This is a genomic window from Pseudoalteromonas sp. SG43-8 (genome assembly GCF_014164245.1).
In the GTDB taxonomy this organism is placed as follows: Bacteria; Pseudomonadota; Gammaproteobacteria; order Enterobacterales; family Alteromonadaceae; genus Pseudoalteromonas; species Pseudoalteromonas distincta.
Map to the genome: position 1 here is coordinate 643,834 of NZ_JACJEX010000001.1, position 25,202 is coordinate 669,035.

A 25,202-nucleotide genomic window follows, 5' to 3' on the forward strand; every position below is an offset into this window, starting at 1 on the left:
TAGAGGAACAAACAGCGATGTTGAGCAAAAGGGTGGCAGTGCTTGAGGAAATAGTAACATCTCGCCACTTTGAGTTATCAAATAAAATAGCTAAGTTATAAGCATTTTAATATGTGTTACACAAACTTATGAGCCTATTAATAAAGTAATAGGCTCATACTGCAATAAGGTTTATTTTTAATCATAAATTACGACCATAGTCTCTGTTTCTAACCTTTAGATCTTGGTGCATGCTTTATACATAGAATTTAGATTTGTGTATTAAGGATTTTAAATGAAACATCAGCTAGCAAAAAGCGTAGGGCTTTCGTTATTATCGCCTGTTATTGTAGGCAGTTTACTTGGTGTTTATTACTCACTTACGCTTGAAGGCGAGTTTGTATCAATATTTCTTACCTTATTAATGACTGCTATATCAAATGCACACATAGTAGGCTTAACAATGGCTGCTTTTGTTGTGCCTGGGTATTTACTCATGTTTAAGTATTCTAAAGTTAATTATTCAGGGGTATTAACTCTTGGACTACTAGGCGGAGCGATATTTAGTTACTTATTAAGTGCCACAACTGGCGAGATATTTTTGATCAATAGTGTAATGTCAGCATTCGCTGCAGGGCTGTTTTTGTTTGGTCTTCGTAAAACGGCAAAAAAATAATCGCAGCATTATTAACCAAGCGCACTGATAAACGGTGCGATTTCCTTTTTTTTACCTCCAAAAGGTTCCAATTTTTCACGACAAAGAGTACCTTTAGCTACTGTATGTTTAATAAGAAGTAGTTTGGTATGCAAAAGCACGATTTTTACCAGTCATTAGTTAAGCAAACGCAATCGCTGATAGCTGGTGAATCTAATGTAATTGCCAATATGGCAAATATAAGCGCGCTGTTATTTACCTCTTTAGAAGATGTAAATTGGGCGGGTTTTTACTTTATGGATTCTCCTACTGAATTAGTACTTGGCCCGTTTCAAGGCAACCCTGCATGCATCCGTATTCCAGTTGGAAAAGGGGTATGTGGAACTGCCGCTGCAAACGCAGAGACACAACTAATTGAAGATGTTCACGCTTTTGACGGGCATATAGCCTGCGATGCAGCGTCTAACTCTGAAGTAGTTGTACCTATCATGAAACATGGTAAAGTATTTGCAGTTTTAGACATTGATAGTCCAAGTATTGGCCGATTTGATGCTGACGATAAAGCGGGTCTAGAAGCATTAGTAAAATGCTTAGAGGCGAGCTTGTAATGAAAGATTTGCTAAATGTTCAAGACTACCTATTTGCTGTACAAGATGTCGGTGACTGGGAAGGCGATGAAGAACATGTAGCGGAAACGCTCAATGATTTGATTCATATTGCATGGGATCGTCTTCCAGATGATTCAGAATGTGAATTTATTGATGAAACAATTAATGGTATTTGGGAACACCTTCGAGGTGATATGGCTGTTATAGAAGCCGATTTCGAAGAGTTGGTCGACTGGGTAATACACTACGTCGATTCGTCCCTTGATGAAAAGATGTGAAAAATAGGTTCTAAAATGGAAACCACAAACAAGCTAAAAGATATTAATGAAGTGTTGGAATTTTTATATCAAGAATTCCCACAATGTTTTAAACAAAAAGATGGCATCAAGCCGCTTAAAGTAGGTATTTTTAAAGATATTGCTGAGCGTATTGAAGGGTCTGAAAAAGTAAGTAAGACTCAAGTTCGTCAAGCGCTTAGAAAATACACGTCTAACTGGCGTTATTTAGAAGCTGTGACCAAGTCAGAGTTTCGTATTGATCTTGATGGTAATCAAGGTGAAAAAGTTGAGCAAGAGCATATCGACCATGCGCAAAAAGCATTGGAAGAAAGCCGCGCTAAAATGGCTAAACGCAAAAAACAACAGCGTCCTCGCCAAGATTCTGATTCTAAATCTTTCAAGAAAAAACCAGCTCATGCTAGCAAACCAGGCGATAAAAACGCTCCTGCAGCTAACAAACCTGCTAAAGCAGCGCCGGCTAAGCGTTCAGGAAAAATTGAACCTTTGCCAGCAACTGAGGTCAAGGTTAATAATAAGGTTAAGGTTAAACTTGGCCAAGCACTTGTAAATGCAGTAATAACTGAAGTGAACAAAGATGATGTTCATGTTGAGTTAGTAACAGGTATGCAAGTTAAAACCAAAGCTGACAGCTTATACATTGTTTAAGTTGTAAATAAATTAAGGAGTTGTGTATGAGTAAAAAGTTTACGCTCATTCCGTTAGTTGCTGCCCTGTTTTCAGGTTCATTATTTGCTGCTGTAGAAGCCGTCACTATTGACGATTTACCCCAGCTCAAGCAAGAGAGTCAACATGGTACTGCTAGCAAACGAGTGGCTAGCTTATTTGCTCGTTCACACTATACACCGGTTCGATTTAACGATGAGCTTTCTAGTAAAGTGTACGATCGTTATATCGAATCCCTTGATTTTAATAAAAGCGTTTTCTTAGCCAGCGATATCGCCTCATTTGAGCAATATCGTGATGACTTTGATAACGCTATTACTACCGGTAAATTAGACTTTACGTTTGATATTTTTAACTTAAGTCTTAAACGCCGTTTTGAACGTTACGAGTATTCACTTACTCTGCTTGAAAAAGAGATGACGTTTGATAAAGAAGATGAATACTTTTTTGACCGTGAAGATTCAGCATGGCCTGCGTCACAAGCTGAGCTTGATGAAATTTGGCGTGAGCGTGTAAAGTACGACGCACTGCGTTTAAAAATGACGGGTAAAGATTGGGAAGGCATTAAAGAGGTGCTGACCAAACGCTACAAAAATGCAGAAAAACGTTTAGTACAATCAAATTCAGAAGATGCTTTTCAAATTGTTATGAATTCGCTAGCACGCAGTATTGAGGCGCATACGTCTTATTTATCGCCACGTCGTGCAGAGCAATTCAAAATGGATATGGACTTAGAGCTTGAGGGCATTGGGGCCGTATTAAGCCCTGATGAAGATTATACCGTTATTCGCAGCTTAGTGCCGGGAGGCCCTGCAGATAAAACAGATCAAATTAAAGCTGATGATCGCATTATTGGTGTTGCTCAAGATGGCGAAGAGTTTGTAGATGTAATTGGCTGGCGTTTAGATGACGTAGTTGATTTAATTAAAGGTCCTAAAGGGACTAAAGTACGTTTACAGTATTTAAAAGGTGTTGATGCTCACGGCGCTCCGAAAGTTGTAGAAATCACTCGCGATAAAATTCGACTTGAAGATAGAGCGGCTAAATCAGAAGTATTTGAAGCAAAATATTCTGATTTAACAAGTAAAATTGGGGTGATTGAAATTCCTGGCTTTTACAATAATCTTTCGAAAGATGTAAAAGTAGAACTTGCTAAGCTTAAAGAAGAAAAGGTTGATGGTATTATTATCGACTTGCGCCAAAATGGTGGTGGTTCATTATATGAAGCAACACAATTGTCAGGTTTATTTTTTGACCAAGGCCCAGTTGTTCAAATTCATACCTTAAATAACCGTATAGAAGAGCAAAAAGATCGTGATGGTATAACTTACTATGATGGCCCTTTAACTGTGTTAGTTGATCGTTACAGTGCATCTGCTTCTGAAATATTCGCAGCAGCAATGCAAGATTACGGTCGCGCTGTAATTATTGGTGAGCAAACATTTGGTAAGGGTACTGTACAGCAGCACAAAGGCTTAGGCCGTGCTTATGATTTATACGATAATGCGTTAGGTAGTGTACAGTATACTATTGCTAAGTTTTATCGTATTAACGGTGGTAGCACGCAACATAAAGGTGTTATCCCTGATATTTCGTTTCCATCAGCAATTGATCCTGCACAGTGGGGCGAAAGTAAGCAAGATAATGCACTTCCTTGGGACAGCATTGTTAAAGCGAAATATAAAAAACTAGGTAATTTAACCCCTATTATTACGTACCTTGAAAAACAACACGAAGTACGAATTAAATCAGAGCCAGAATTTGGTTATGTATTTAATGACATTACCTTATACAACGAAGAGAAAGACCGTAAAACTATCTTTTTAGTTGAAGCAGAACGTATTAAAGAAAAAGACGAAGGTGAAGCACGTGCACTTGTACGTACTAACGAACGTCTTAAGCGTTTAGGTAAAGATCCGGTAGAAAACTTAGACGATATACCAGAAGTAATTGAAGAGCTTGACCCATTTTTGGAAGAGGCTGCATTAATTACTCAAGATTATATAAATTATGGTCGTATAGCTAAGAAGTAATAACTGGTTTTACCTCTGTAAAAAAGGCGCATTGGCGCCTTTTTTACTACCTAAAATTTACTAAATTGTTATAATCTTCGATTACATAAAGTTGAGCTGAATTAATGACGCTCAATTAATGCGCTTTACGTGCTAAAAATAATAATTAAACACACAGCAAGTGTGTGTAGGAGTCTCTATTTTGAAGCCATTGGAAGATAAACCAATCAAACCCGCCTCGTTTTTTGATGCATTAATTCCTATCTCTGTATTAATCTGTTTACTTGGCGCGGCTGTATACTTATTCGGTGACAACTCTTCATCCGGTCCTAACCAAATAGCACTTTTATTTGCCACTTTTGCAGCGGCTTTAATTGGTCTTAAAAACGGTTACACATGGAAAAAATTAGAACAAGCTATGATCGAAGGCATAACGCTTTCACTTGGTGCGATTTTAATTTTACTTATGGTAGGTGCATTAATTGGTACTTGGCTACTTTCTGGGACTGTACCAACTCTAATTTATTATGGCTTACAAGTTATCAATCCAAGTTGGTTTTATGCAGCGAGTTGTTTAATTTGTGGCATTGTAGCAATGAGTATTGGTAGTTCTTGGACCACGGCTGCTACGATAGGTGTTGCTTTATTAGGTGTTGCTACGGGTCTTGGACTTGAGCAAACAGTAACCGCAGGTGCAGTTATATCTGGTGCGTACTTTGGTGATAAGCTAAGCCCGCTGTCAGAAACAACCAATCTGGCACCAGCAGTTGTTGGCGCTGATTTGTTTGAGCATATTCAACATATGCTGTGGACGACAGTACCAAGTTTTGTAATTGCACTGATTATATTTATATTCATGGGGTTTAATGCAACAGCTTCAAGCGAAGCAGGGCGCATTGATGAAATAACGGCTATTTTACAGCAAAACTTTAATATTGGTTTTGAAATGCTGATCCCGTTAATCGTACTTTTAGTTTTAGCTATTAAAAAAATGCCAGCATTTCCTGCTATCTCAATTGGTGCTGTTGTGGGCGCTGTTTGGGCTATGTTGTTTCAGTCTGATCTAATTGCTAGCCAAATTGATGTTTCTCAAGGACAGCTAGTTGGCTACTTTAAACTTGTTTGGACTACTTTCTTTGATGGTTTTAGCATAAGTACCGGCGATGATAAGATGGATTCGTTACTCAGCGGTGGCGGTATGGCCGGTATGCTTACAACTACATGGCTGATTATGACTGCACTGATGTTTGGTGCCATTATGGAAAAAACAGGCCTTTTGGATATTTTCGTAAAAAGCATACTTAAAATAGCTAAAAGCACGGGGTCGTTAATTGCGGCGACAATAGCTACGTGTATAGGAACTAACGTAATAGCGGCCGATCAATATATAGCGATTGTTGTACCTGGACGTATGTTTAAAGATGAATACGAAAAACGTGGTTTGAAGCCTGTTAACTTATCTCGTACATTGGAAGATGGCGGTACAATTACTAGCCCACTAATTCCATGGAATACGTGTGGCGCATACATGCAAAGCGTTTTACTTATAAACCCTTTTGATTATGCACTCTACGCTTTCTTTAACTTAATTAACCCTGTTTTAGCGGTTGTTTATGCCTACTTAGGCATTAAAATTTTACGTATTAAGCCAAAACAATCTGCCTAATTTTAAGCAGCTCCTTTTAACTTAAAAGGAGCTGCTTTGGAGTATCTATGACTGAATCAAGTAAACCTCAAGCACAATATCTTAAAGACTATAAAGCTCCTGACTTTCTAATTGACCACACAGAGCTAACATTTGACTTACAGCCTTTATCAACCAAAGTAAGCTCTTTACTAACACTTACCCGAGTTGGTGATAAAAAAGCACCTTTAGTGCTTGATGGTATTGATTTGCGTTTACTGTCTTTATCTGTTGATACAGTTGATGTAACCGATTATGAAATTGTTGGTGAACAGCTAATAATTAATAACCTACCGGATAGTTGCCAATTAAGTATTGTGACCGAGATATCACCTGAGACGAATACTTCTTTAGAAGGTTTATATTTATCGGGCGGTGCGTATTGCACACAGTGCGAAGCGCAGGGATTTAGAAAAATCACTTATTACATGGATCGCCCTGACGTACTTGCCACGTTTGATGTAACTATTATTGCCGATAAAAAGTATCTACAACTTCTTTCTAATGGTAATCAAGTAGATAGCGGTGAAACATCAGATGGTCGTCATTTTGTGAAATGGCAAGACCCATTTAAAAAGCCGAGCTATTTATTTGCACTTGTAGCGGGCGATTTTGATGTTTTAAAAGATACGTACACGACTAAAAGCGGCAAAGACGTAGAGTTAGCATTATTTGTTGATAAGGGTAATTTATCTAAAACACCTCATGCAATTGCTTCACTTAAAAAAGCAATGCAATGGGATGAAGAACGCTTTAATTTAGAGTATGACCTTGATATTTATATGATTGTTGCCGTCGATTTTTTCAACATGGGCGCGATGGAAAATAAAGGGCTAAACGTTTTTAATAGTAAATGTGTATTAGCCAATCAAGAAACAGCGACAGACAAAGACTACCATACGATTGAATCCATTGTAGGGCACGAATATTTTCATAACTGGACGGGCAATCGTGTAACGTGCCGAGATTGGTTTCAGTTATCGCTAAAAGAAGGGTTAACCGTATTTAGAGACCAAGAGTTTAGTAGTGATTTAGGTTCTCGTGCACTTAACCGAATTGATGCTGTTAAAGTAATGCGTACGCATCAGTTTAGCGAAGATGCAGGCCCTATGGCGCATCCAATTCGTCCTGAAAAAGTTATTGAAATGAATAACTTTTATACTGTAACAGTATACGATAAAGGTGCTGAAGTTATCCGTATGATGCACACGTTACTAGGTGAAACTAATTTTCAAAAAGGGATGACACTTTACTTTGAGCGCCACGATGGGCAAGCAGTAACATGTGATGACTTTGTCAGTGCAATGAGCGATGCATCAGGTGTAAATTTAGAGCAATTTAAGCTGTGGTATAGTCAATCGGGTACCCCGCGCTTAAATGCAATACAACATTTTGATAGCAGTTCAAATACGTATACATTAACAATAGAACAAGCAGCACCGGACAATCAGCCAGACAATAAACCACTTCATATACCTTTTGCTATTGAACTACTTGATGCGAATGGGGAAAGTATTGCTCTGCAATGTAAAGGTAAAAAACTAGATCATGTGCTTGATGTAACAAGTACAACTCAAACATTTAGCTTTGATAATATCTTAGAAAAGCCTGTTGCGGTTTTACTCGAAGATTTTTCTGCACCTTGTATTTTAAATCAGCAAACAACAGAGCCCGAACTATTACATATTATGCGTTTTGCACGCAGTGATTTTGCACGTTGGGATGCACAACAGCAGCTATTTATTAAAGCGGTTAAGTCTCAGATTACCGACACAACTAATAGCATGTTAAGCAGCGAAACTATAAATGCGCTACGTGTACTTATAAATACCAAAGAGGGCGATTTAGCCTTAATCGCAGAGCTGTTTAAACTGCCAAGTTTTGATACATTAGCCGCTGAATTTGAAGTAATACCTGTTGATGAGATTATTGAAATAACAGAAAAGTTTGAGCAACAAATTGCTGACGAACTTGCTGATGAACTGCTTGCTTGTTACGAATCTCTTGAAGATGATGGCAGTATAAGTGCAAGCTCCGTTGCTAAGCGCGCTTTAAAACAAATATGCTTGCATTATTTGGCTAAAACTCAAAAGCCAGAGTCTGTAAGCTTTATTAAAGAAGCCGCAAGTTCGACTAATATGACCAATGTACTTGGTGCACTAAGCGCAGTGGTAAAAGCATCCCACCCTATACAAGAAGAGCTTTTGAGTCATTTTGATAGTCAGTGGCGTCATGATGTTTTAGTGATGGATAAGTGGTTTGCACTTCAAGCTATGCAATCAGGCAATAATGCTATAGACAATATTAAGGCACTTTACGAACATCCGTGTTTTGACTTTTCAAACCCGAACCGTGTACGTGCACTTGTAGGAAGCTTTAGTCACTTTAATACCGCACAATTTCATCGCTCAGATGCCCAAGGTTATAAGCTATTAGGTGACTTGTTAATAAAACTTAATGCAATTAATCCACAAAATGCGTCTCGTATGTTAACACCGTTCATGTCATGGAAGCGTTACGATGATGTTCGCTCTCAAGCAATGAAACTGCAATTACAACGCTTAGCTAATCTAGATGGGCTAAGTGCTGATTTGTATGAAAAGGTTGAAAAAGCGCTCGCATAAATGATTGAGTATTATTTTACCTTAAGATTGAGCTATAACGAGTGCATGGATTACTACCATGGCCGTTTTAGCTCTTTACAAGTTGTAGAAGATGGCGGTAAAACGATTCGTTTTGCTGCTACACATTTGAGGCCCTTCATCTCAAGTTTAGGTGTACGTGGTCGTTTTAGACTCTTATTAACCCCCGAAAACAAGTTTATCCGCCTAGAGCGAGTGGCCTGACACTCGGTTTTTATGTTATATATACATAAAAATATTGTATTTTTGTTAATTTCAATTTGTCCTATTGTTAAATTACGTGTATAAATTATCTGGTACGACGTCTTACCAATACGTAAGCGTCAACCAAAATATAAAGTATACGGAAGATTAGAGCGAGTATTTGTAATTTCACTGATTCGCTTCTATCGTTATGATTACACTAAAAACAATAACTTGATCACACAAAATGACCCGCGACAGGGGGGAACCAAAATGATAAGAAGATCGCTTTTTGTTAAAAATAGAATCGCTATAGGTATAGCAGCCGCTAGCTTAGGTTTATCTGCAGCAAGTACACAAGCTGTAACATTTGAAGCTGGAGGTTTTGACATTACCTTCGATTCAACCTTTTCATATGGGCAAAGTGTTCGCGTAGAAGACAGAGACTTTAGCCTAATTGGTAAAAGTAACAATCCGGCATTTGATTGGACAGGTTACAACCCTGCGCTAAACAACACTATTTACTCATCTCAAGATGTATGGGCTCAACCTGGCTCTTATTCAAATAATGGTGATGCTGGTAATTTAAATTTTGACAGTGGTGACTCATTTTCAAAACTTTTGAAGGGAACACACGACCTTTCAATAAATAAAGATAACTACGGTTTGTTCACTCGCTTCATGTATTTTTATGACTTTGCGTTGATGGATGGCTATCATGCATATTCAAATCCTACATCAGGGCAGGGGGTTGATCCGTGTGATGATAAAGACACTAAAGCGCAAAGCTGTGCAGATATTCGTTTATTAGATGCGTTTGTGTGGGCTGATTTTGATTTAAATGATGGTAATAACCCTTTATCTGTCCGTTTAGGTCAACAAGTAGTTAACTGGGGTGAGAGTACACTTATATCTCATGGTATTAACGTAAACCCAGTTGATATTGACCGATTGAAAGCGCCAGGTGCTGAGCTTAAAGAAGCATTCATACCTGTAGGCATGCTTTGGGCATCGCTTGGCATTACTGACAACATTACCCTTGAAGGTTTCTACCAATACCAATGGCAAGAAACGCGTTTACCCGCAGCTGGTACGTATTTTTCGACTAATGACTTTGCAGCAGAAAATGGTTATCAGCAGAATGTTCAATTAGGTTTTACGTCTAATCCTGATATTGATGTTGCTTTTTTAACAGATAGCTTGAATAACTTAACATCTGATTTTGCATTAGCCGCAGCAGCACAAGGTATTGATCCTTCAAGTGCAGAAGGAAGTGCTTTATTAGCTCAAATGTATCTTGCATACCCAACTAAAGTTGCTTTAAAAGGTAAAGGGGATAATGGTAAAACAGAGCCTGAAGATGGCGGTCAGTATGGTTTACGTTTAGGTGTATTTTTACCTGAATTTAATGATACTGAAATTGCACTCTATCACGTGAATTATCATAGCCGTCGTCCGCTTATATCTGGTCGCGTATCAAACTTTTCACAAGCTGCAATTGCCCAAGATTTAGCGATGATCATGACAACAGAAATCACGTCAGATAATGTTGCTGATTTAACTGCTTTTTCTAAAGCTGAAAACGAGTACCCTGAAGATATTAAGTTATATGGTTTAAGTTTTAATACGACTATCGGCGAAACAGCCTTCGCTGGTGAATTTGCTTTTCGCCAAGATGAACCGCTACAAATTGATGACGTAGAGTTACTTTACACAGCTATGCCTGAGCAATTGGCGGTCGCTGGTATTCGTCCTGATTTTGCGGGTATTTCGCAAATGAGTATAGGCGATGCGGTAAGCTCAGTTGGTGCAGGTGAAGTTGCCAAAGGCTACATTGAACGCGACACATCACAAATTCAATTTACAGCAACACATTTATTTGGCCCTTCATTAGGTGCTGATAGTTGGGCTGTAGTTGGTGAAGTGGGTGTAGTTAAAATTCACGATATGCCTGACTATGACGAAATGCGTTTAAATGTATCAGGTACTGGCCGTAGTGGCACAATAACAGGCCCAGGTACTACTGATTATTCAACATTGCAACTTGGTCTATCAAATGGTGCTGAAGAGAAATCATTCGCTACAGCATCGTCTTGGGGTTACCGCCTAATTGCTAAAGGCGATTACTTTAACTTTTACAAAGGTATTAACTTTTCACCACGTTTTGTATTTTCTCATGACGTAAACGGTAATACACCAGATCCTATGTTCTTATTTATCGAAGATCGTAAATCTTTAGGTGCTACGATGAACTTTAACTACCAAAATGCGTGGTCACTTGATGTGAGCTATAACTCGTTTTGGGGCGGTGGCGGTGTTAATACATTCTCAGACCGCGATTACGTTTCTTTTAACTTAAAATATTCTATTTAGGGGTAACATGACTATGATTAAAAAACCTACCCTCATCGCTACAGCATTTTGTAGTTTGTTTGCAAGCAGCGCAGCTTTGGCTAAATTAAGCGCTGATGAAGTTGCTCAATTAGGTCAAAACTTAACGCCAATGGGTGCAGAAAAAGCTGCGAATGCTGATGGTTCTATTCCAGCGTGGAATAATGGAATTACAACAGCGCCTGCAGGTTATAAAGCTGGTATGCATCATCTTGACCCATTTACAGCTGATAAAGTACTTTTCACTATCGATAAAAGTAATATTGAAAAGTACAAAGCCAATTTAAGTCCGGGTCAAATTGCTTTATTTGAAGCATACCCAGACACATTTAAAATGCCAGTGTATGAAACACGCCGCTCAGCTTCGTACCCTCAGTTTGTTTATGACGCGACTAAAAAGTTTGCACCGACTGCTGAATTAATCGAAGGCGGTAACGGTATTAAAAATACCGCGATAGGTATTCCTTTCCCTATTCCTAAAACAGGTTTAGAGGCAATTTGGAATCACTTATTACGTTACCGTGGCCAGTCTATTGAGCGCTTTGGTGGTCAAGCTGCACCGACTGCATCTGGCTCTTACAACTATGTTGGTTTTGATGAGCAGCTATTAGTTAAATACTCAGACCCAAGCGCAACACCTGCAGAGCTACAAGACTCAAACATTTTGTTTAAGTTTAAACAAAGCGTTACAGAGCCTGCACGTTTAGCGGGTACTGCATTATTAGTTCATGAAACAATGGACCAAATATTAACGCCGCGCCAAGCATGGACTTATAACTCGGGGCAACGTCGTGTTCGTCGTGCACCTAATGTTGCATATGATGCACCAGGCACAGCTGCAGATAGCCTGCGCACTACCGATGATTTTGATATGTTTAATGGCTCACCAAATCGTTACAACTGGACGCTAAAAGGTAAGCAAGAGTTATACATACCTTACAACAGCTATAAACTTCATAGCGACAAGCTAGAGTACGATGATATTTTAATGCCTGGCCATATTAACCCAGAACATACGCGTTACGAAAAACATCGTGTTTGGGTTGTTGAAGCTAACTTAAAAGATGATACACGCCATATCTATAAAAAGCGTGTGTTTTACATTGATGAAGATAGCTGGCAAGTACAGGTAACTGATATTTATGATAACCGCGACCAGCTTTACCGTGTAGCCATGGCTTATGGCCTTAACTATTACGAAGTTCCTACACAGTGGAGTACGCTTGAGGTTTATCATGATTTGAATTCTCGTCGTTATTTAGCAATTGGTTTAGATAACCAAGAAAAAATGTACGATTTTTCACAGTCGTTTAACGATAACGAATTTACTTCAAGCGCTTTACGTCGCGCAGGTAGATAGTATTAAACTAGGCACTTAACAATATGTTAAGTGCCTTTTCCTTTCTCATCGCGTTTGTCTTACAGCGCGCAACGCACTCCCTAGTAAAAAGACAAACAACTCTCTCGTACAAGGCGATTAAAATTTATGAAGTATTTGGTATATGCCAGCCTGATAATAAGCGGTGCGAGTGTTGCACAAGAAGCCCCTAACTATGCAATCAGTGCAACAAATGCAGCTAAAACCTTACTCACCGATATAACTAACACGGGTAATGGCTTAATTGCTGTTGGTAAACACGGTACTGTTATTAAAAGTACATCGGGTGATTCATGGCAACAAGCTGAGCTAGTTCCAACTCAAGTGCTCTTAACTGCCGTTGATTTTAGTAACGAAAATAATGGATGGGCGTGTGGCCACGATGCAACAATCATAAATACTACTGACGGTGGCGTTAATTGGCAGCTACAACAAGCATTACCTGAATTAGATAAACCATGTTTAGATATTTTATTTGAAGATGACTTAAAAGGTTTTGCAGTGGGCGCATATGGCATGTTTTATCAAACTACAGACGGTGGTCAACATTGGCAAAAACGCTTTTTAGATTCGCTACTTTTTAGTGATGATCGTGATTACTTAAACGATTTAAAAGAAAATGACCCACAAGGATACGAAGCGGAAACTGCTTCTATTTTACCGCACTTTAATCGCATAGAAAAAACAGACAATGGATTAATGCTCGTTGGTGAAATGGGTTTAATGGCCAGAAGCATTGACGATGGTCAAACTTGGCAAAGAATAGAAGAAGTTTATCCCGGTTCATTCTTTGCAGTTGCCTCTGATAGCACACAAGAAATTGTGGCGGGGCTACGAGGTAATGTTTTTGCAAAGCAAAGTGGCGAAAAGCAGTGGCAGCATTTTGAAAATGTTAAAACAGCGACGATTAACAACATCATTAATTATAATAACAAACAATGGCTCATGCTCGCTAATAGTGGCGTTATTTTTCATCTTCAAGATGGGTTACTCACCCATGAGCAGCTTGCTGACGGTAAAGCGATTCTTGATGGTGTAATTTTAGATAACAGATTGATCATGGCTACAGAAGATGGCATTAAAGTGAAGGAGTTAACCCCTTAATGCATAAGTTACTCGATTTTATTGAAAAGGCGATTTTTAGACATCGCTTAATTATGCTTATAAGTTTTGCACTTATAACCTTTTTACTTGTATTTAAAGCGACTCAAATTCAACTTGATGCATCGTTTAATAAAAATATCCCGTTAAATCACGATTACATGAAGGTATACACTAAACATGAAAAACAGTTTGGTGGTGCAAACAGTATTTTAATTTCAGTATGTGACGAGAGCGGAGATATATTTAATCCAGAATTTTTTACTCAATTAAAAGCGGTTCACGATCAGCTTTATTTTATTCCTGGTGTAAATCGTCCTTTAGTGAATTCTATATTTTCACCTAGTGCTCGCTTTGTAGAAGTAGTAGAGGATGGTTTTGCCGGTGGTCCAATTATTCCTGCAAACTTTAAAGCAGATACGCGTGGATTAGGTGTAGTAAAGGAAAACATTGAAAAAGCAAAAGTTGTAGGGCGTATGATTGCCAGCGATTACTCGTGTGCAATGGTAACGGCTCAACTTTTAGAAACAGATCCTCAAACACAACAAAAATTAGACACATTAGCTTTTGCACAAAAGCTAGAAAGTGATTTAAGAGAGCCTTTAAGTACAGACAAAGTAAGTATTCATATTATTGGCTTTGCAAAAATGGCTGGTGATATAGCTGAAGGCGCAAAAGGGGTAGTCGTATTTTTTGCCATTGCTATCGCCTTTACCTTTATTATGGTTTGGCTATTTTGTGGCAGCTTAAAGCTAACTATTTTGCCTATCGCGTGTTCTATTATTGCCGTTATTTGGCAATTAGGCCTGCTTTCAAGTTTAGGGTTTGGACTAGACCCTATGTCTATTTTGGTGCCGTTTTTAGTCTTTGCTATTGGTGTAAGCCATGGTGTGCAGATGATTAATGCGATTGGCAAAAAAGTAGGTGAAGGAAAAAGTACGCGAATTTGTTGTCAGTCAAGTTTCAGGGCTTTATTAATACCAGGTGGTATTGCACTGCTTTCAGACACCGTAGGCTTTTTAACGTTACTTACTATTGATATTGGTATTATCCGCGAACTTGCTATTACAGCGAGTTTAGGTGTGGCAGTAATTATATTTACAAATTTAATTTTGCTGCCAGTTTGGGCGTCGTACATGAACTTTGAAAACAGTGTACATATTCAATCTGGTGATGCTGAGAAGCCTAATATACTTGATAAGATCAGAGACATTTTAGTAAAAGCAACCGATCCTAAAATCGCTAAAATGATTATCGGTTTTACTCTTGTTTTATTTGCTCTAGGCTACTGGCAAGCAGATAAAATGCGTATAGGTGACTTACACGCAGGCGCACCATCTCTGCATCAAGATGCCCGTTACAACCAAGACACGTTTTTAATATCAGATAAGTACACTATCTCATCTGATATTTTAAAAGTAATTGTAGAGGCGTATCCTGCAGCATGTACTGAGCATGATGTGATGGAGCGTATAAGCCGTTTTCAATACAAAGTTGAGAATGTGGCCGGTGTGCAGTCTGCTGTAAGTTTGAGCTCTGTAGCTCAATCGGTTAACGCGGGCTACAACGAAGGCAATTTAAAATGGCAGAGTTTGCCAAGAAATTCAGCAAGCTTAGTACAGTCAACGTCTCGAGTTGAAACTAGTACAGGTTTACTTAACGGTGATTGTTCTGTTATGCCTGTGATTATATTCTTAGATGATCATAAAGCACAAACTATCGATACCGTAATTAAGAGTGTTAAGCAATTTGCCCAAGAAGAGGGCACTGATAAATTGGCATTTAAATTAGCGTCAGGACCTGTGGGCGTAATGGCCGCGACTAATGAGTCTGTATCAGAAGCACAAATACCCATGATGCTTTACGTTTATGGTGCCGTTATTATTTTATGTTTAATGAGCTTTAGAAGCGTAAAAGCAACAGTAGCCGTGGTATTACCGCTTTATATTGTATCAACCCTTGCCCAAGCACTTATGGTACAGCTGGAAATAGGCTTAACTGTTTCTACTTTACCTGTAATTGCATTAGGTGTAGGTATTGGTGTTGATTACGGTATTTATATACTGTCGTCGATGATGGGGCAGCTTAAGCAAAACGTACCGCTTAGTGTTGCTTATCGAAATGCGCTTGTTGAGCGTGGCAGTGCGGTTCTATTTACTGGTATTACATTAGCTATTGGTGTGAGCACTTGGATATTCTCAGATCTTAAATTCCAAGTTGATATGGGTATACTATTAACCTTCATGTTTTTAGTGAATATGTTAGGTGCAGTGTTGTTATTACCTGCAATTGGTAGCCTTCTCTGGACTGACCAGAAAAAATAATGTGAATACTTTTGCTCCTAAATGGCCAGTAATGGCCATTTATATCTATATTTTGTGAATAGATGACCAAATAGCTGAAATGCTTAAAATGTTTTCATCGAAAAGGCTGTTTATTAGCTGTAAAAGGGTTAGAATTTAACTGACTCCACGCTAATAATACGCTGTACAAATATTCTGCTTTTAGCAGTAATAGATTAAGGAACATACAATGACACGAAATGAAGGCCAAGCCTCGGTTATCCTAGATAATGTCTGTAAGCTGATCCAGAAAAAAGTTCGCGCTGATAATGTGTTACTCGTTGAGAAATTCGCCAAAGCCTTGTACAGCAATATGTCTAAAGAGGATTTGGCAAACCGCAACGATAGTGACCTATATGGCGCAGCATTAAGCCTTTGGAACTCGCTAGAAAAAAATACTACTGACGATGCAGTTATCCGCGTTTTCAATCCAGAAGTGGCAAAAGATGGCTGGCAGTCATCACATACAATCGTTGAAATTATCACTAAAGATATGCCGTTCTTAGTTGATTCTGTTCGTATGGCCATGACTCGTGAAAATATCGCCTCTCACTTATTACTTCACTGCCCATTAAAAATTAAGCGTGATGAAAACGCTAAAATTTCTGGATTATCAAATTTAAAAGCAGAGCAAGAATCTTCATCTACTAAAACAGTATTTTTTATTGAAATTGACCGTCAAACAGATTCTTCTGTGATTGAGTCTTTCAAAAAAGAATTAGAGTCTGTGCTTGTTGATGTATCAGTTGCTGTTGATGATTGGCAACCAATTCGTAAAAAATTGATTGCAGTGACTAAAGAATTACCTAAACGTCATCATAATAAAAGTAAAGATGAAGTTTCAGAAACAACTGAGTTTTTAGATTGGTTAGCTAAAGATAATTTTACCCTAATGGGTTACCGTGAATATGAGTTAAGCCCAGTTCAAGGTGATTACCAACTAAAAGGTAAAATGGATACAAGCCTAGGCTTGATGAAAAACTCGACTGAAGAACACACTCGCTTATTATCAGAATTACCTGAAGTTGCACGTCAAGAAGCTCGTAGCAGCAACCTACTGATTTTAACAAAAACTAACTCTGTTTCTCGTGTCCATCGTCCAGCTTACATTGATTATGTTGGCATTAAGCGTTTTGACGATGAAGGCAATGTAATTGGTGAAGACCGCTTTATCGGTTTATTCTCATCAAGCTTTTACAATAACAGTGCTACTGATGTGCCTGTGTTAAAAAGTAAAATTAATCGCATTATGGAAATGTGTGATTTTGCTAAAGGTACTCACGCTTACAAAGCTGTTTTAAATATTTTAGAAACCTACCCACGTGATGAGCTAGTTCAAGCGCGCGAAGGTGAGCTACTTGAAGTTGCTATGGGTGTGTTACAAGTACAAGAGCGCGATATGTGTCGCTTGTTTGTACGTAAAGATGCGTATGGTCGTTTTTTATCTTGTATGGTTTATGTACCTCGCGAGCGTTATAACACGGCTCTTCGTCGTGAAACGCAAGATATATTAGCTAATGCATTTAATTCTGACGATAAAGTCGAATTTACTACTTATTTCTCTGAGTCAACACTGGCGCGTACTCATTACACCGTCCGTGTGACCGACAACAAGATCGAATATAACGTGAAAGACATCGAAAACAATTTAGTAGAAGCAGCACGTACGTGGGAAGATAAACTTCAATCTGCTCTTTTAGAGTCTGCGGGTGAAGCGCGTGGTAACGATTTAAATCGTAAATACTGTAATGCGTTTGCACGCTCATACAAAGATGAAGTGCTTCCAAGTGCTGCGGTTGTTGATATTGAGAAGTTAGAACTACTTAGCGATGAAAACAAACTAGAAATGCTGTTTTATCGTCCTCAAGAAGAAGCAAACAGCAATATTGTACGATTAAGCTTATTCCATAAAGATGAGCCGATCCACTTATCTGATGTTATGCCAATGCTTGAAAACTTTGGCCTTCGCGTTGTGGGTGAAACACCGTATTCAGTTAAAACTAGCGATGGTCGTATCAACTGGATCATGGACTTCTCGATGCTTATTGACAGTAAAGGGATGGCAGATTTTGATAAAATTTCAGCACGTTTTCGCGCTGCATTAACAAATGTTTGGGGCAACCGCCTTGAAAACGATGGTTTTAACCGTTTAGTGTTAATGGGTGGCCTAACAGGCCGCGAAGCCTCTATTTTACGTGCATACGCTAAATATATGCGTCAAATTGGTGTAACGTTCTCACAAAGTTACATAGAAAGTACATTTGCAAATTATCCAAATATCGCAGCGCAAATTGTTAACTTGTTTGCTAAAAAATTCTCAGTTAAAAGCCCTGCAAGTGCCAAAACACTTGAAAAGCTAAGCACGCAAATTTATTTAGAGCTTGAAAATGTAGCAAACCTTGATGATGACCGTATTATACGTTTATACGTAGATATGATTGCTGCGACGCTGCGTACTAACTATTTCCAAAAAGACGATGCCGGACAGTTTAAGTCTTATGTGTCGTTTAAAATACAACCTAGCTTAATTCCTGATGTACCACTTCCTTTACCTGCGTTTGAAATTTTTGTTTATTCTCCGCGTGTAGAAGGGGTGCATTTACGTTACGGTAAAGTAGCGCGTGGTGGTCTGCGTTGGTCTGACCGTCGTGAAGATTTCCGTACTGAAGTACTTGGCTTAGTTAAAGCACAACAAGTTAAAAATACAGTAATTGTACCTGTTGGTTCTAAAGGTGGCTTTGTATGTAAACAACTACCGACTGAGCGCGAAGCGTTTATAAAAGAAGGCCAAGAGTGTTACAAAATCTTTATCCGTGGTCTTTTAGATATTACTGATAATATTGAGCGCGGTGAAATAGTACCAGCGCGCGATGTTGTTCGTCACGATGAAGATGATGCTTACCTAGTAGTTGCAGCCGATAAAGGAACCGCTACTTTCTCTGATATCGCAAATGGCATTGCTAACGAATACAATTTCTGGCTAGGTGATGCATTTGCATCTGGTGGCTCGGTTGGTTATGACCATAAGAAAATGGGTATCACAGCAAAAGGCGCATGGGAGTCAGTTAAACGACATTTCCGTGAAATGGATATTGATTGTCAAACTACCGACTTTACAGTAGTAGCAATTGGCGATATGGCAGGCGATGTATTTGGTAATGGTATGCTGTTATCTAAGCATATTCGTCTACAAGTTGCCTTTAACCATATGCACATTTTTGTTGACCCTAATCCAGATGCTGCTACATCTTACCCTGAGCGCGAACGTTTATTTAATATGCCGCGTTCATCTTGGGAAGATTACAATAAAGAGCTAATTTCTGCCGGTGGCGGTGTGTTCTCTCGTGCAGCTAAATCGATTACGCTTAGCCCAGAAATGAAAAAAATGTTGGGCACTAAAAAAGCTAGTATGACACCAAATGAGTTAATGAAAGCCTCATTAATGATGGAGTTTGATTTACTGTGGAATGGCGGTATTGGTACATACATTAAACACTCTAAAGAAACTGATGCCGATGTAGGGGATCGTGCAAACGATGCACTACGTATCAATGGTAGAGATTTAGGCGCTAAAATAATAGGTGAGGGCGGTAATTTAGGTGCAACGCAATTAGGTCGTGTTGAATTTGCAGCTAAGGGTGGTCGTGTTAATACTGACTTTATTGATAACGTAGGGGGTGTTGCCTGTTCTGATAACGAAGTAAACATTAAGATATTACTTAATGGCTTAGTTGCTGAAGGTGATTTAACACGTAAACAACGTGATGAGCTACTTTATTCAATGACAGATGAAGTATCTGAATTAGTATTAAAAGACTGTTACCGTCAAACACATACTATTTCAATTACGCAGTCTAAAGGTACTTCAACACTCAAAGAAAAGGTTCGCTTTATTCATGCGCTTGAAAAAGAAGGCAAGTTAAACCGTGCTATCGAATTTATTCCAAGTGATGAAGAATTGGCAGAACGCGCTGCTGCAGGTAAAGACTTAACTCGTCCTGAACTTTCAGTGCTAGTGTCTTACGCAAAAATGGTATTAAAAGAGTCTTTAGTAAGTGATGAAATTACTGAAAACCCTTACTATCGTCAATTGCTTGTTAAGTCATTCCCACGTCCATTGCGTGAGAAGTTTAACGATGCGATGAACAACCACCCACTTCGTAAAGAAATTATTGCAACTAAACTTGCAAACAGTATCGTTAACGATATGGGTTTAAACTTCATGGTACGTATGCATGAAGAAACTGGTGCTAATGAAGCTGAGATAGCAATGTGTTACTCAATTGCTAGCGAAATATTTGAAATGCGTGAAACATGGTCTTCTATTAGTGCACTTGATAATAAAATACCAGCAGCTGTTCAAACTGAAATGCTTTACCAACTTCGTCGTACTGTGCGCCGAGCAACGCGTTGGTTCTTACGTCATCGTAATAAGTCACAAACTATTGAACAAGGAATTGAATTCTTTGCGCCAACCTTTAAAGATTTAAGCGATAACTTAAATACGTATATGATTGAAAAAGAAAATGATCGTATTGTAATTGAGGCCAATAAGTTAATTGACGCGGGCGTTCCAACAGATATAGCTAATCGTATTGTTTCTTTATCAAGCTTATTCTCTGTGATGGATTTAGCAGAAGTTGCAAATAGTTCAGGTAAGAGTATTTCGATGGTGTCCAATACTTACTTTAAACTAGGCGCAAGAATGGGTCTGCATTGGTTCTTAGAGCAAATAACTAAGCAACCAGTAGCAAATCATTGGCAAGCACTTGCTCGCTCGTCTTATCGAGAAGAGCTTGATTGGCAGCAACGTACGTTATCTGAAGTTGTATTAAATAGCTTTGAAGGTGATGAGAGCGATGTTGATAGTCAAATAGACGAGTGGATGGATAGCCAAGATTTATTACTTCAACGCTGGAAACAAATGCTGGCTGAGTTTAAAACATCACAAAGCCACGACTTTGCTAAGTTCTCGGTAGCACTTCGTGAACTTATGTTGTTAAGCCACAATTGTGATACATCAGGAAAATAATTTAGCTTTAATCAGATAATTGTTTAGTAAATAAATAACTGATTGTTAAAATTGTTATACAATACCTCAGCCTTGTCTGAGGTATTTTTTTGTCTAAAATTTAAAAAGAGGATTATATTGATGTTTTATGATTTAGCTCGCCGTTTTATGTTTACCCGTGATGCGGAGTGGGCGCATGAGTTTGCACTTAATAATCTTCGTCGTTTTACCAATACACCTTTAAATTTAGCTTGGTCGCAAAATATTTCTGATAAGCCAGTCGATTTTTTGGGTCTGAAATTTAAAAACCCTGTAGGGCTAGCAGCTGGCCTTGATAAAAATGCGGAATGTATTGATGCATTTAGCCAAATGGGCTTTGGTTTTATTGAAGTTGGCACTATTACGCCGCGTGCTCAAGCGGGTAATGATAAACCTCGTATTTTTAGGTTGCCAGAATCAAACGCTATTATTAACCGCATGGGTTTTAATAATAAAGGCGTTGATAACTTAGTCGCAAATGTAAAAGCAGCAAAATACAGTGGCATACTCGGTATTAATATTGGTAAAAATAAAGATACGCCAAATGAACAAGGTAAAGATGACTATATTCATTGTATGCGTAAAGTATTTGAACATGCCTCATATATTACGGTAAATATTTCATCACCAAATACACCTGGCTTGCGTGATTTGCAATATGGCGCTGCACTCGATGATTTACTGCAAAGTCTTAAAAACGAACAGTTAGATTTAGTTGCAAAGCACAATAAACAAGTGCCTATGCTTGTAAAAATTGCACCGGATCTAGATCAAATACAAATAGAGCAAGTAAGTGAATCACTTTTAAATAATAAAATCGATGGTGTAATTGCCACCAATACCACGCTTGAGCGAGCTGCAGTTATGGGCCAGCAATATGCAGAAGAAGCCGGCGGTTTATCAGGTCACCCTGTTAGAATGCGTTCTACAGAGGTAGTGAGTGAATTGAAACGCTTAACACAAGGTAAATTACCAATCATCGGAGTAGGCGGAATAGATGATGCGCAATCTGCAAAAGAAAAGTTCGATGCAGGCGCAAATTTAGTCCAGGTTTATACTGGGTTCATCTACAAAGGTCCACAATTGGTAAAGTCGATCGTTAACGGCTTATAAGGATCAGTTATCTAAGCTTTTTATCGTTCGATAAATGTTCTAAGCAAGCATTTTAAAAGTGGTCAAAAGCAGTTATACTGTGAGCAATAATTATTCAACATACCCAAGGAGGAGTAAATGTTACAAGCATCAAAGCAATGGCAGTGGATTACTTGTCCTAATAAAAATCGTTTGTTACTTGATTTAAATGACGACATGCAATTATGTACGCCCTATAAGTTAAGACAACTCACCGATTCTGTTTTTAAAAATCCACGTTTTAGTTTAGAAGATGCTGCATTTTATGAACAAGTTTATAACTATTTAGATGGGTTTGAATTGTGGTCTGCTGCTCAAATTTGTCAAATATCGCTAAATGCGACTGCTGTTAAGTATCACTTAAAACCCGTTTTATCAAAAAGCTGGTTTTTTGAAGAGTACACTGGAACAGAGCCTAGTGTCGAAGCAATAGTTAAATTAGTATCTAAAGCGCAGACTGGCGATTTTTTAATTGTAGAGCATTGCCCTGATGCATCTATTTGCTTAAATTTAAGCGAAACCTTTAAATTAGACGAAAATTTATCTTTAGCGCAATTTGAAGTAATCCGTATTTTGAATAATCGAGTACACCCCATCCTAAATCAGCAATATCAAAGTCAAACCGCCTAACCAAATTTAAGCCTTAAGCGTGTCTTTATGGCGTGTTTGTCGCCCAACCTATGTTATAATCCTGCGCAATTAGCTATTAAGGGTTATTACTTTGCAATTTATCGCACTTACTTCTATCGGAATCGAAAATTTATTGGTTGATGAACTAACAGAACTTGGCGCAACTGTGTCTAAGCAAACTGTTGGTTCTGTTCGTTTTGAGGCTGACTCATTACTGGCGCAAAAGGTTTGTTTATCAAGTCGTTTTGCAACGCGTGTGCTTATGCTTATTGAAGAAAAAGAAGGCGTAGATGACAAGAATAGCCTGTATAATTTTGCTCGCTCGCAACCTTGGCAAGAGTGGTTTGGACCAACTCAAACATTCGCTGTCGACTTCAACGGTACCAATGACTCATTAAAAAACACACAATTTTCGGGTCTTGTAATAAAAGATGCGATTGTTGACTACTTTAATGATTTATACGAGCAGCGTCCTAACGTTGATAAGCAAGATGCAAATGTGCGTGTTGTTGCACGATTAAATCGTTACGGCGTTTCTATGTATATTGATTATTCGGGCCCTCGTTTGTCTGAACGTGGTTACCGTCAAGGTCAAGGTAAAGCACCAATTAAAGAACATTTAGCTGCTGCATTAATTAAACGAAGTGGTTGGCTTGATAATGTAAAACAACCTTTGTTCGATCCATGTTGTGGTGCAGGTACTATTTTAATCGAAGCGGCTGGCATGGCACGAAACGAAGCACCGGGATTATTTCGTGAAGGCTTTGCTTTTGAGCGTTTACCCAGTTTTAGAGCCGCTAAGTATAAAGAACTTAAAGAAGAGTTACTTGCTAACATTACCGATCCTAAATTGTGGTTAATTGGCCACGATTACGATGAACAAGTTTTAAATAAAGCGATTGATAATGCCAAACGTGCTGAGCTTGATGATGTTATTAAGTTTAAGCAAAGTGATGCAACTAAACTTACTGCTGTTGCAAAGTTACCGGGTGTTGTAATTTCAAACTTACCTTACGGTGAGCGTATTGGCTCTATGGCTGAGCTTGTTGATTTACACCGTAATTTAGGTGTTGGCTTTAAAAAGCACTTTAATCATTGGAAACTTGCCTTACTAGGTATGGACGAGAGCTTATTTAAACTTTTAAAACTCGTGCGCCTTAAGCGTTATAAGTTTAAAAATGGCCCACTTGATGTTGAACTTAACTTATATCAATTAGATGATAAGCAAGTAAGTTTGACCACCGATGATAAAAAAGCACTTAATTTTGAGGGCTCTACGTCATTCGCAAATAGATTGAAAAAGAATAAGCAAGGCTTAAAAAACTGGCTTAAACAAAATAAAGTAGACGCTTATCGTGTTTATGAAGCGGATATCCCTGAGTACAATGTTGCTGTAGATATTTACGGTGATTCTGCGGTTATTTTTGAATATGCAGCGCCTAAAGAAATTGATGAAAAAACATCAGAAAAACGCCTGCAAGACGTAATAACGTTGACTTCGCAACAACTTGATATTTCACCTGAAAATATTGCTGTAAAAGTGCGTAAAAAGCAAAAGGGCGAAGAGCAGTATACGGCCATGTCTAAACAAAACCGAACTATGGTAGTTGAAGAGTTTGGTGCTAAGTTTAAAGTTAATTTATTTGACTACTTAGACACAGGTTTGTTTTTAGATCACCGTTTAATGCGTCGTTATATTCAAGAAAATGCGAAAGATAAGCGCTTTTTAAACTTGTTTGCATACACAGGTACTGCCTCTGTGCATGCCGCACTTGGTGGCGCTAAAGCAATTACAACAGTTGATTTATCTAAAACCTATTTAAAATGGGGCCAAGATAACTTCGATTTAAACAATATCAGTAATACACGTTACCGTTTTGAACAAGCAGATTGTTTAAAATGGTTAGAGCATGCGACAGCACAATATGATTTGATATTTTTAGACCCTCCAACGTTCTCAAACTCAAAACGTATGAAAGACGCGTTTGATGTGCAAAGTGATCACATTAAATTATTAACGTGGGTAAAAAAGATCTTAAGTCCATCAGGTACTTTGATTTTCTCTAATAACAAACGTGGTTTTGTAATGGATGAAGTTGGCCTGATTGGTTTAGGTTTAAAAGCCGTTAATATCTCAGATAAAACGCTATCACCAGACTTCAAACGTAATAAAAAAATCCATAATAGCTGGCTAATTACGCATGGCTAAATGGATTTTATATCATACTGATGGTTGCCACTTGTGCGAACAGGCTGAGCAACTTATCACTGATGTACTAAATGACAACAGTGAGTTATTACTAATCGATATTATGACTGATGAGCAGCTTATTGCTGAGTATCAAATTACTATTCCTGTATTAAAAAGTGAAAAAGGCGAGAAATTATATTGGCCTTTTACTTTACACTCTGTGCGCGAATTTTTAGCACAAGCAGAATAAGAGCAAATAAGAA

The 25,202-nt window shown here is 38.4% G+C and carries 17 protein-coding genes; all 17 read left to right on the plus strand.

Annotated features, from left to right (window positions below; genetic code table 11):
* Positions 1-274: 274 nt before the first annotated feature.
* Positions 275-655: a hypothetical protein gene (locus H5122_RS02920; RefSeq protein WP_002961912.1), complete on the plus strand. Its 381-nt coding sequence runs from the start codon at positions 275-277 to the stop codon at positions 653-655.
* A gap of 128 nt (positions 656-783) precedes the next feature.
* Complete coding sequence (locus H5122_RS02925; RefSeq protein ID WP_149592244.1) at positions 784-1,242, plus strand: GAF domain-containing protein; 459 nt, start codon at positions 784-786, stop codon at positions 1,240-1,242.
* The gene (locus tag H5122_RS02930) at positions 1,242-1,520 is read left to right on the plus strand and encodes a hypothetical protein (protein WP_149592688.1); all 279 of its coding nucleotides are present in this window, start codon (positions 1,242-1,244) and stop codon (positions 1,518-1,520) included. The genes H5122_RS02925 and H5122_RS02930 overlap by 1 nt, the downstream gene beginning before the upstream one ends.
* Positions 1,521-1,535: 15 nt before the next feature.
* Positions 1,536-2,186, plus strand: coding sequence for an RNA chaperone ProQ (gene proQ, locus H5122_RS02935; RefSeq protein ID WP_002961909.1), 651 nt, complete (start codon positions 1,536-1,538; stop codon positions 2,184-2,186).
* A 26-nt stretch (positions 2,187-2,212) separates the two neighbouring features.
* Positions 2,213-4,237, plus strand: a complete 2,025-nt coding sequence (gene prc / locus H5122_RS02940) for a carboxy terminal-processing peptidase (RefSeq protein ID WP_182681244.1) — start codon at positions 2,213-2,215, stop codon at positions 4,235-4,237.
* A 181-nt stretch (positions 4,238-4,418) separates the two neighbouring features.
* A complete protein-coding gene (gene nhaC, locus H5122_RS02945; RefSeq protein WP_002961908.1) occupies positions 4,419-5,882 on the plus strand; it encodes a Na+/H+ antiporter NhaC in 1,464 nt (487 codons plus the stop codon).
* A gap of 47 nt (positions 5,883-5,929) precedes the next feature.
* The gene (gene pepN / locus H5122_RS02950; RefSeq protein ID WP_182681245.1) at positions 5,930-8,524 is read left to right on the plus strand and encodes an aminopeptidase N; all 2,595 of its coding nucleotides are present in this window, start codon (positions 5,930-5,932) and stop codon (positions 8,522-8,524) included.
* Entirely contained in the window at positions 8,525-8,746 is a 222-nt protein-coding gene (locus H5122_RS02955; RefSeq protein ID WP_010552655.1) for a DUF2835 family protein, read from the plus strand.
* A gap of 252 nt (positions 8,747-8,998) precedes the next feature.
* Positions 8,999-11,098: a DUF1302 domain-containing protein gene (locus tag H5122_RS02960; RefSeq protein ID WP_182674349.1), complete on the plus strand. Its 2,100-nt coding sequence runs from the start codon at positions 8,999-9,001 to the stop codon at positions 11,096-11,098.
* 13 nt (positions 11,099-11,111) lie between these two features.
* Positions 11,112-12,476 (plus strand): DUF1329 domain-containing protein, encoded by a 1,365-nt coding sequence (locus H5122_RS02965; protein WP_182681437.1) that lies wholly within the window; start codon positions 11,112-11,114, stop codon positions 12,474-12,476.
* Positions 12,477-12,602: 126 nt separating this feature from the next.
* A complete protein-coding gene (locus H5122_RS02970) occupies positions 12,603-13,598 on the plus strand; it encodes a YCF48-related protein (protein ID WP_182674347.1) in 996 nt (331 codons plus the stop codon).
* Positions 13,598-15,919 carry an RND family transporter gene (locus tag H5122_RS02975; protein WP_182681246.1) on the plus strand — a complete coding sequence of 774 codons (2,322 nt, stop codon included), beginning with the start codon at positions 13,598-13,600 and terminating at the stop codon, positions 15,917-15,919. Before H5122_RS02970 ends, H5122_RS02975 begins: the two co-directional genes overlap by 1 nt.
* A 208-nt stretch (positions 15,920-16,127) precedes the next feature.
* On the plus strand, positions 16,128-20,969 hold the full coding sequence (locus tag H5122_RS02980; RefSeq protein WP_182681247.1) for an NAD-glutamate dehydrogenase: 4,842 nt from the start codon (positions 16,128-16,130) through the stop codon (positions 20,967-20,969).
* A gap of 120 nt (positions 20,970-21,089) precedes the next feature.
* Complete coding sequence (gene pyrD, locus H5122_RS02985) at positions 21,090-22,100, plus strand: quinone-dependent dihydroorotate dehydrogenase (protein WP_002961897.1); 1,011 nt, start codon at positions 21,090-21,092, stop codon at positions 22,098-22,100.
* A 117-nt stretch (positions 22,101-22,217) separates the two neighbouring features.
* Positions 22,218-22,748 carry a cell division protein ZapC gene (locus H5122_RS02990; RefSeq protein ID WP_182681248.1) on the plus strand — a complete coding sequence of 177 codons (531 nt, stop codon included), beginning with the start codon at positions 22,218-22,220 and terminating at the stop codon, positions 22,746-22,748.
* A gap of 91 nt (positions 22,749-22,839) precedes the next feature.
* Positions 22,840-24,957, plus strand: a complete 2,118-nt coding sequence (gene rlmKL, locus H5122_RS02995) for a bifunctional 23S rRNA (guanine(2069)-N(7))-methyltransferase RlmK/23S rRNA (guanine(2445)-N(2))-methyltransferase RlmL (protein WP_182681249.1) — start codon at positions 22,840-22,842, stop codon at positions 24,955-24,957.
* On the plus strand, positions 24,950-25,189 hold the full coding sequence (locus H5122_RS03000; RefSeq protein WP_002961779.1) for a glutaredoxin family protein: 240 nt from the start codon (positions 24,950-24,952) through the stop codon (positions 25,187-25,189). Before rlmKL ends, H5122_RS03000 begins: the two co-directional genes overlap by 8 nt.
* Positions 25,190-25,202 lie beyond the last annotated feature (13 nt).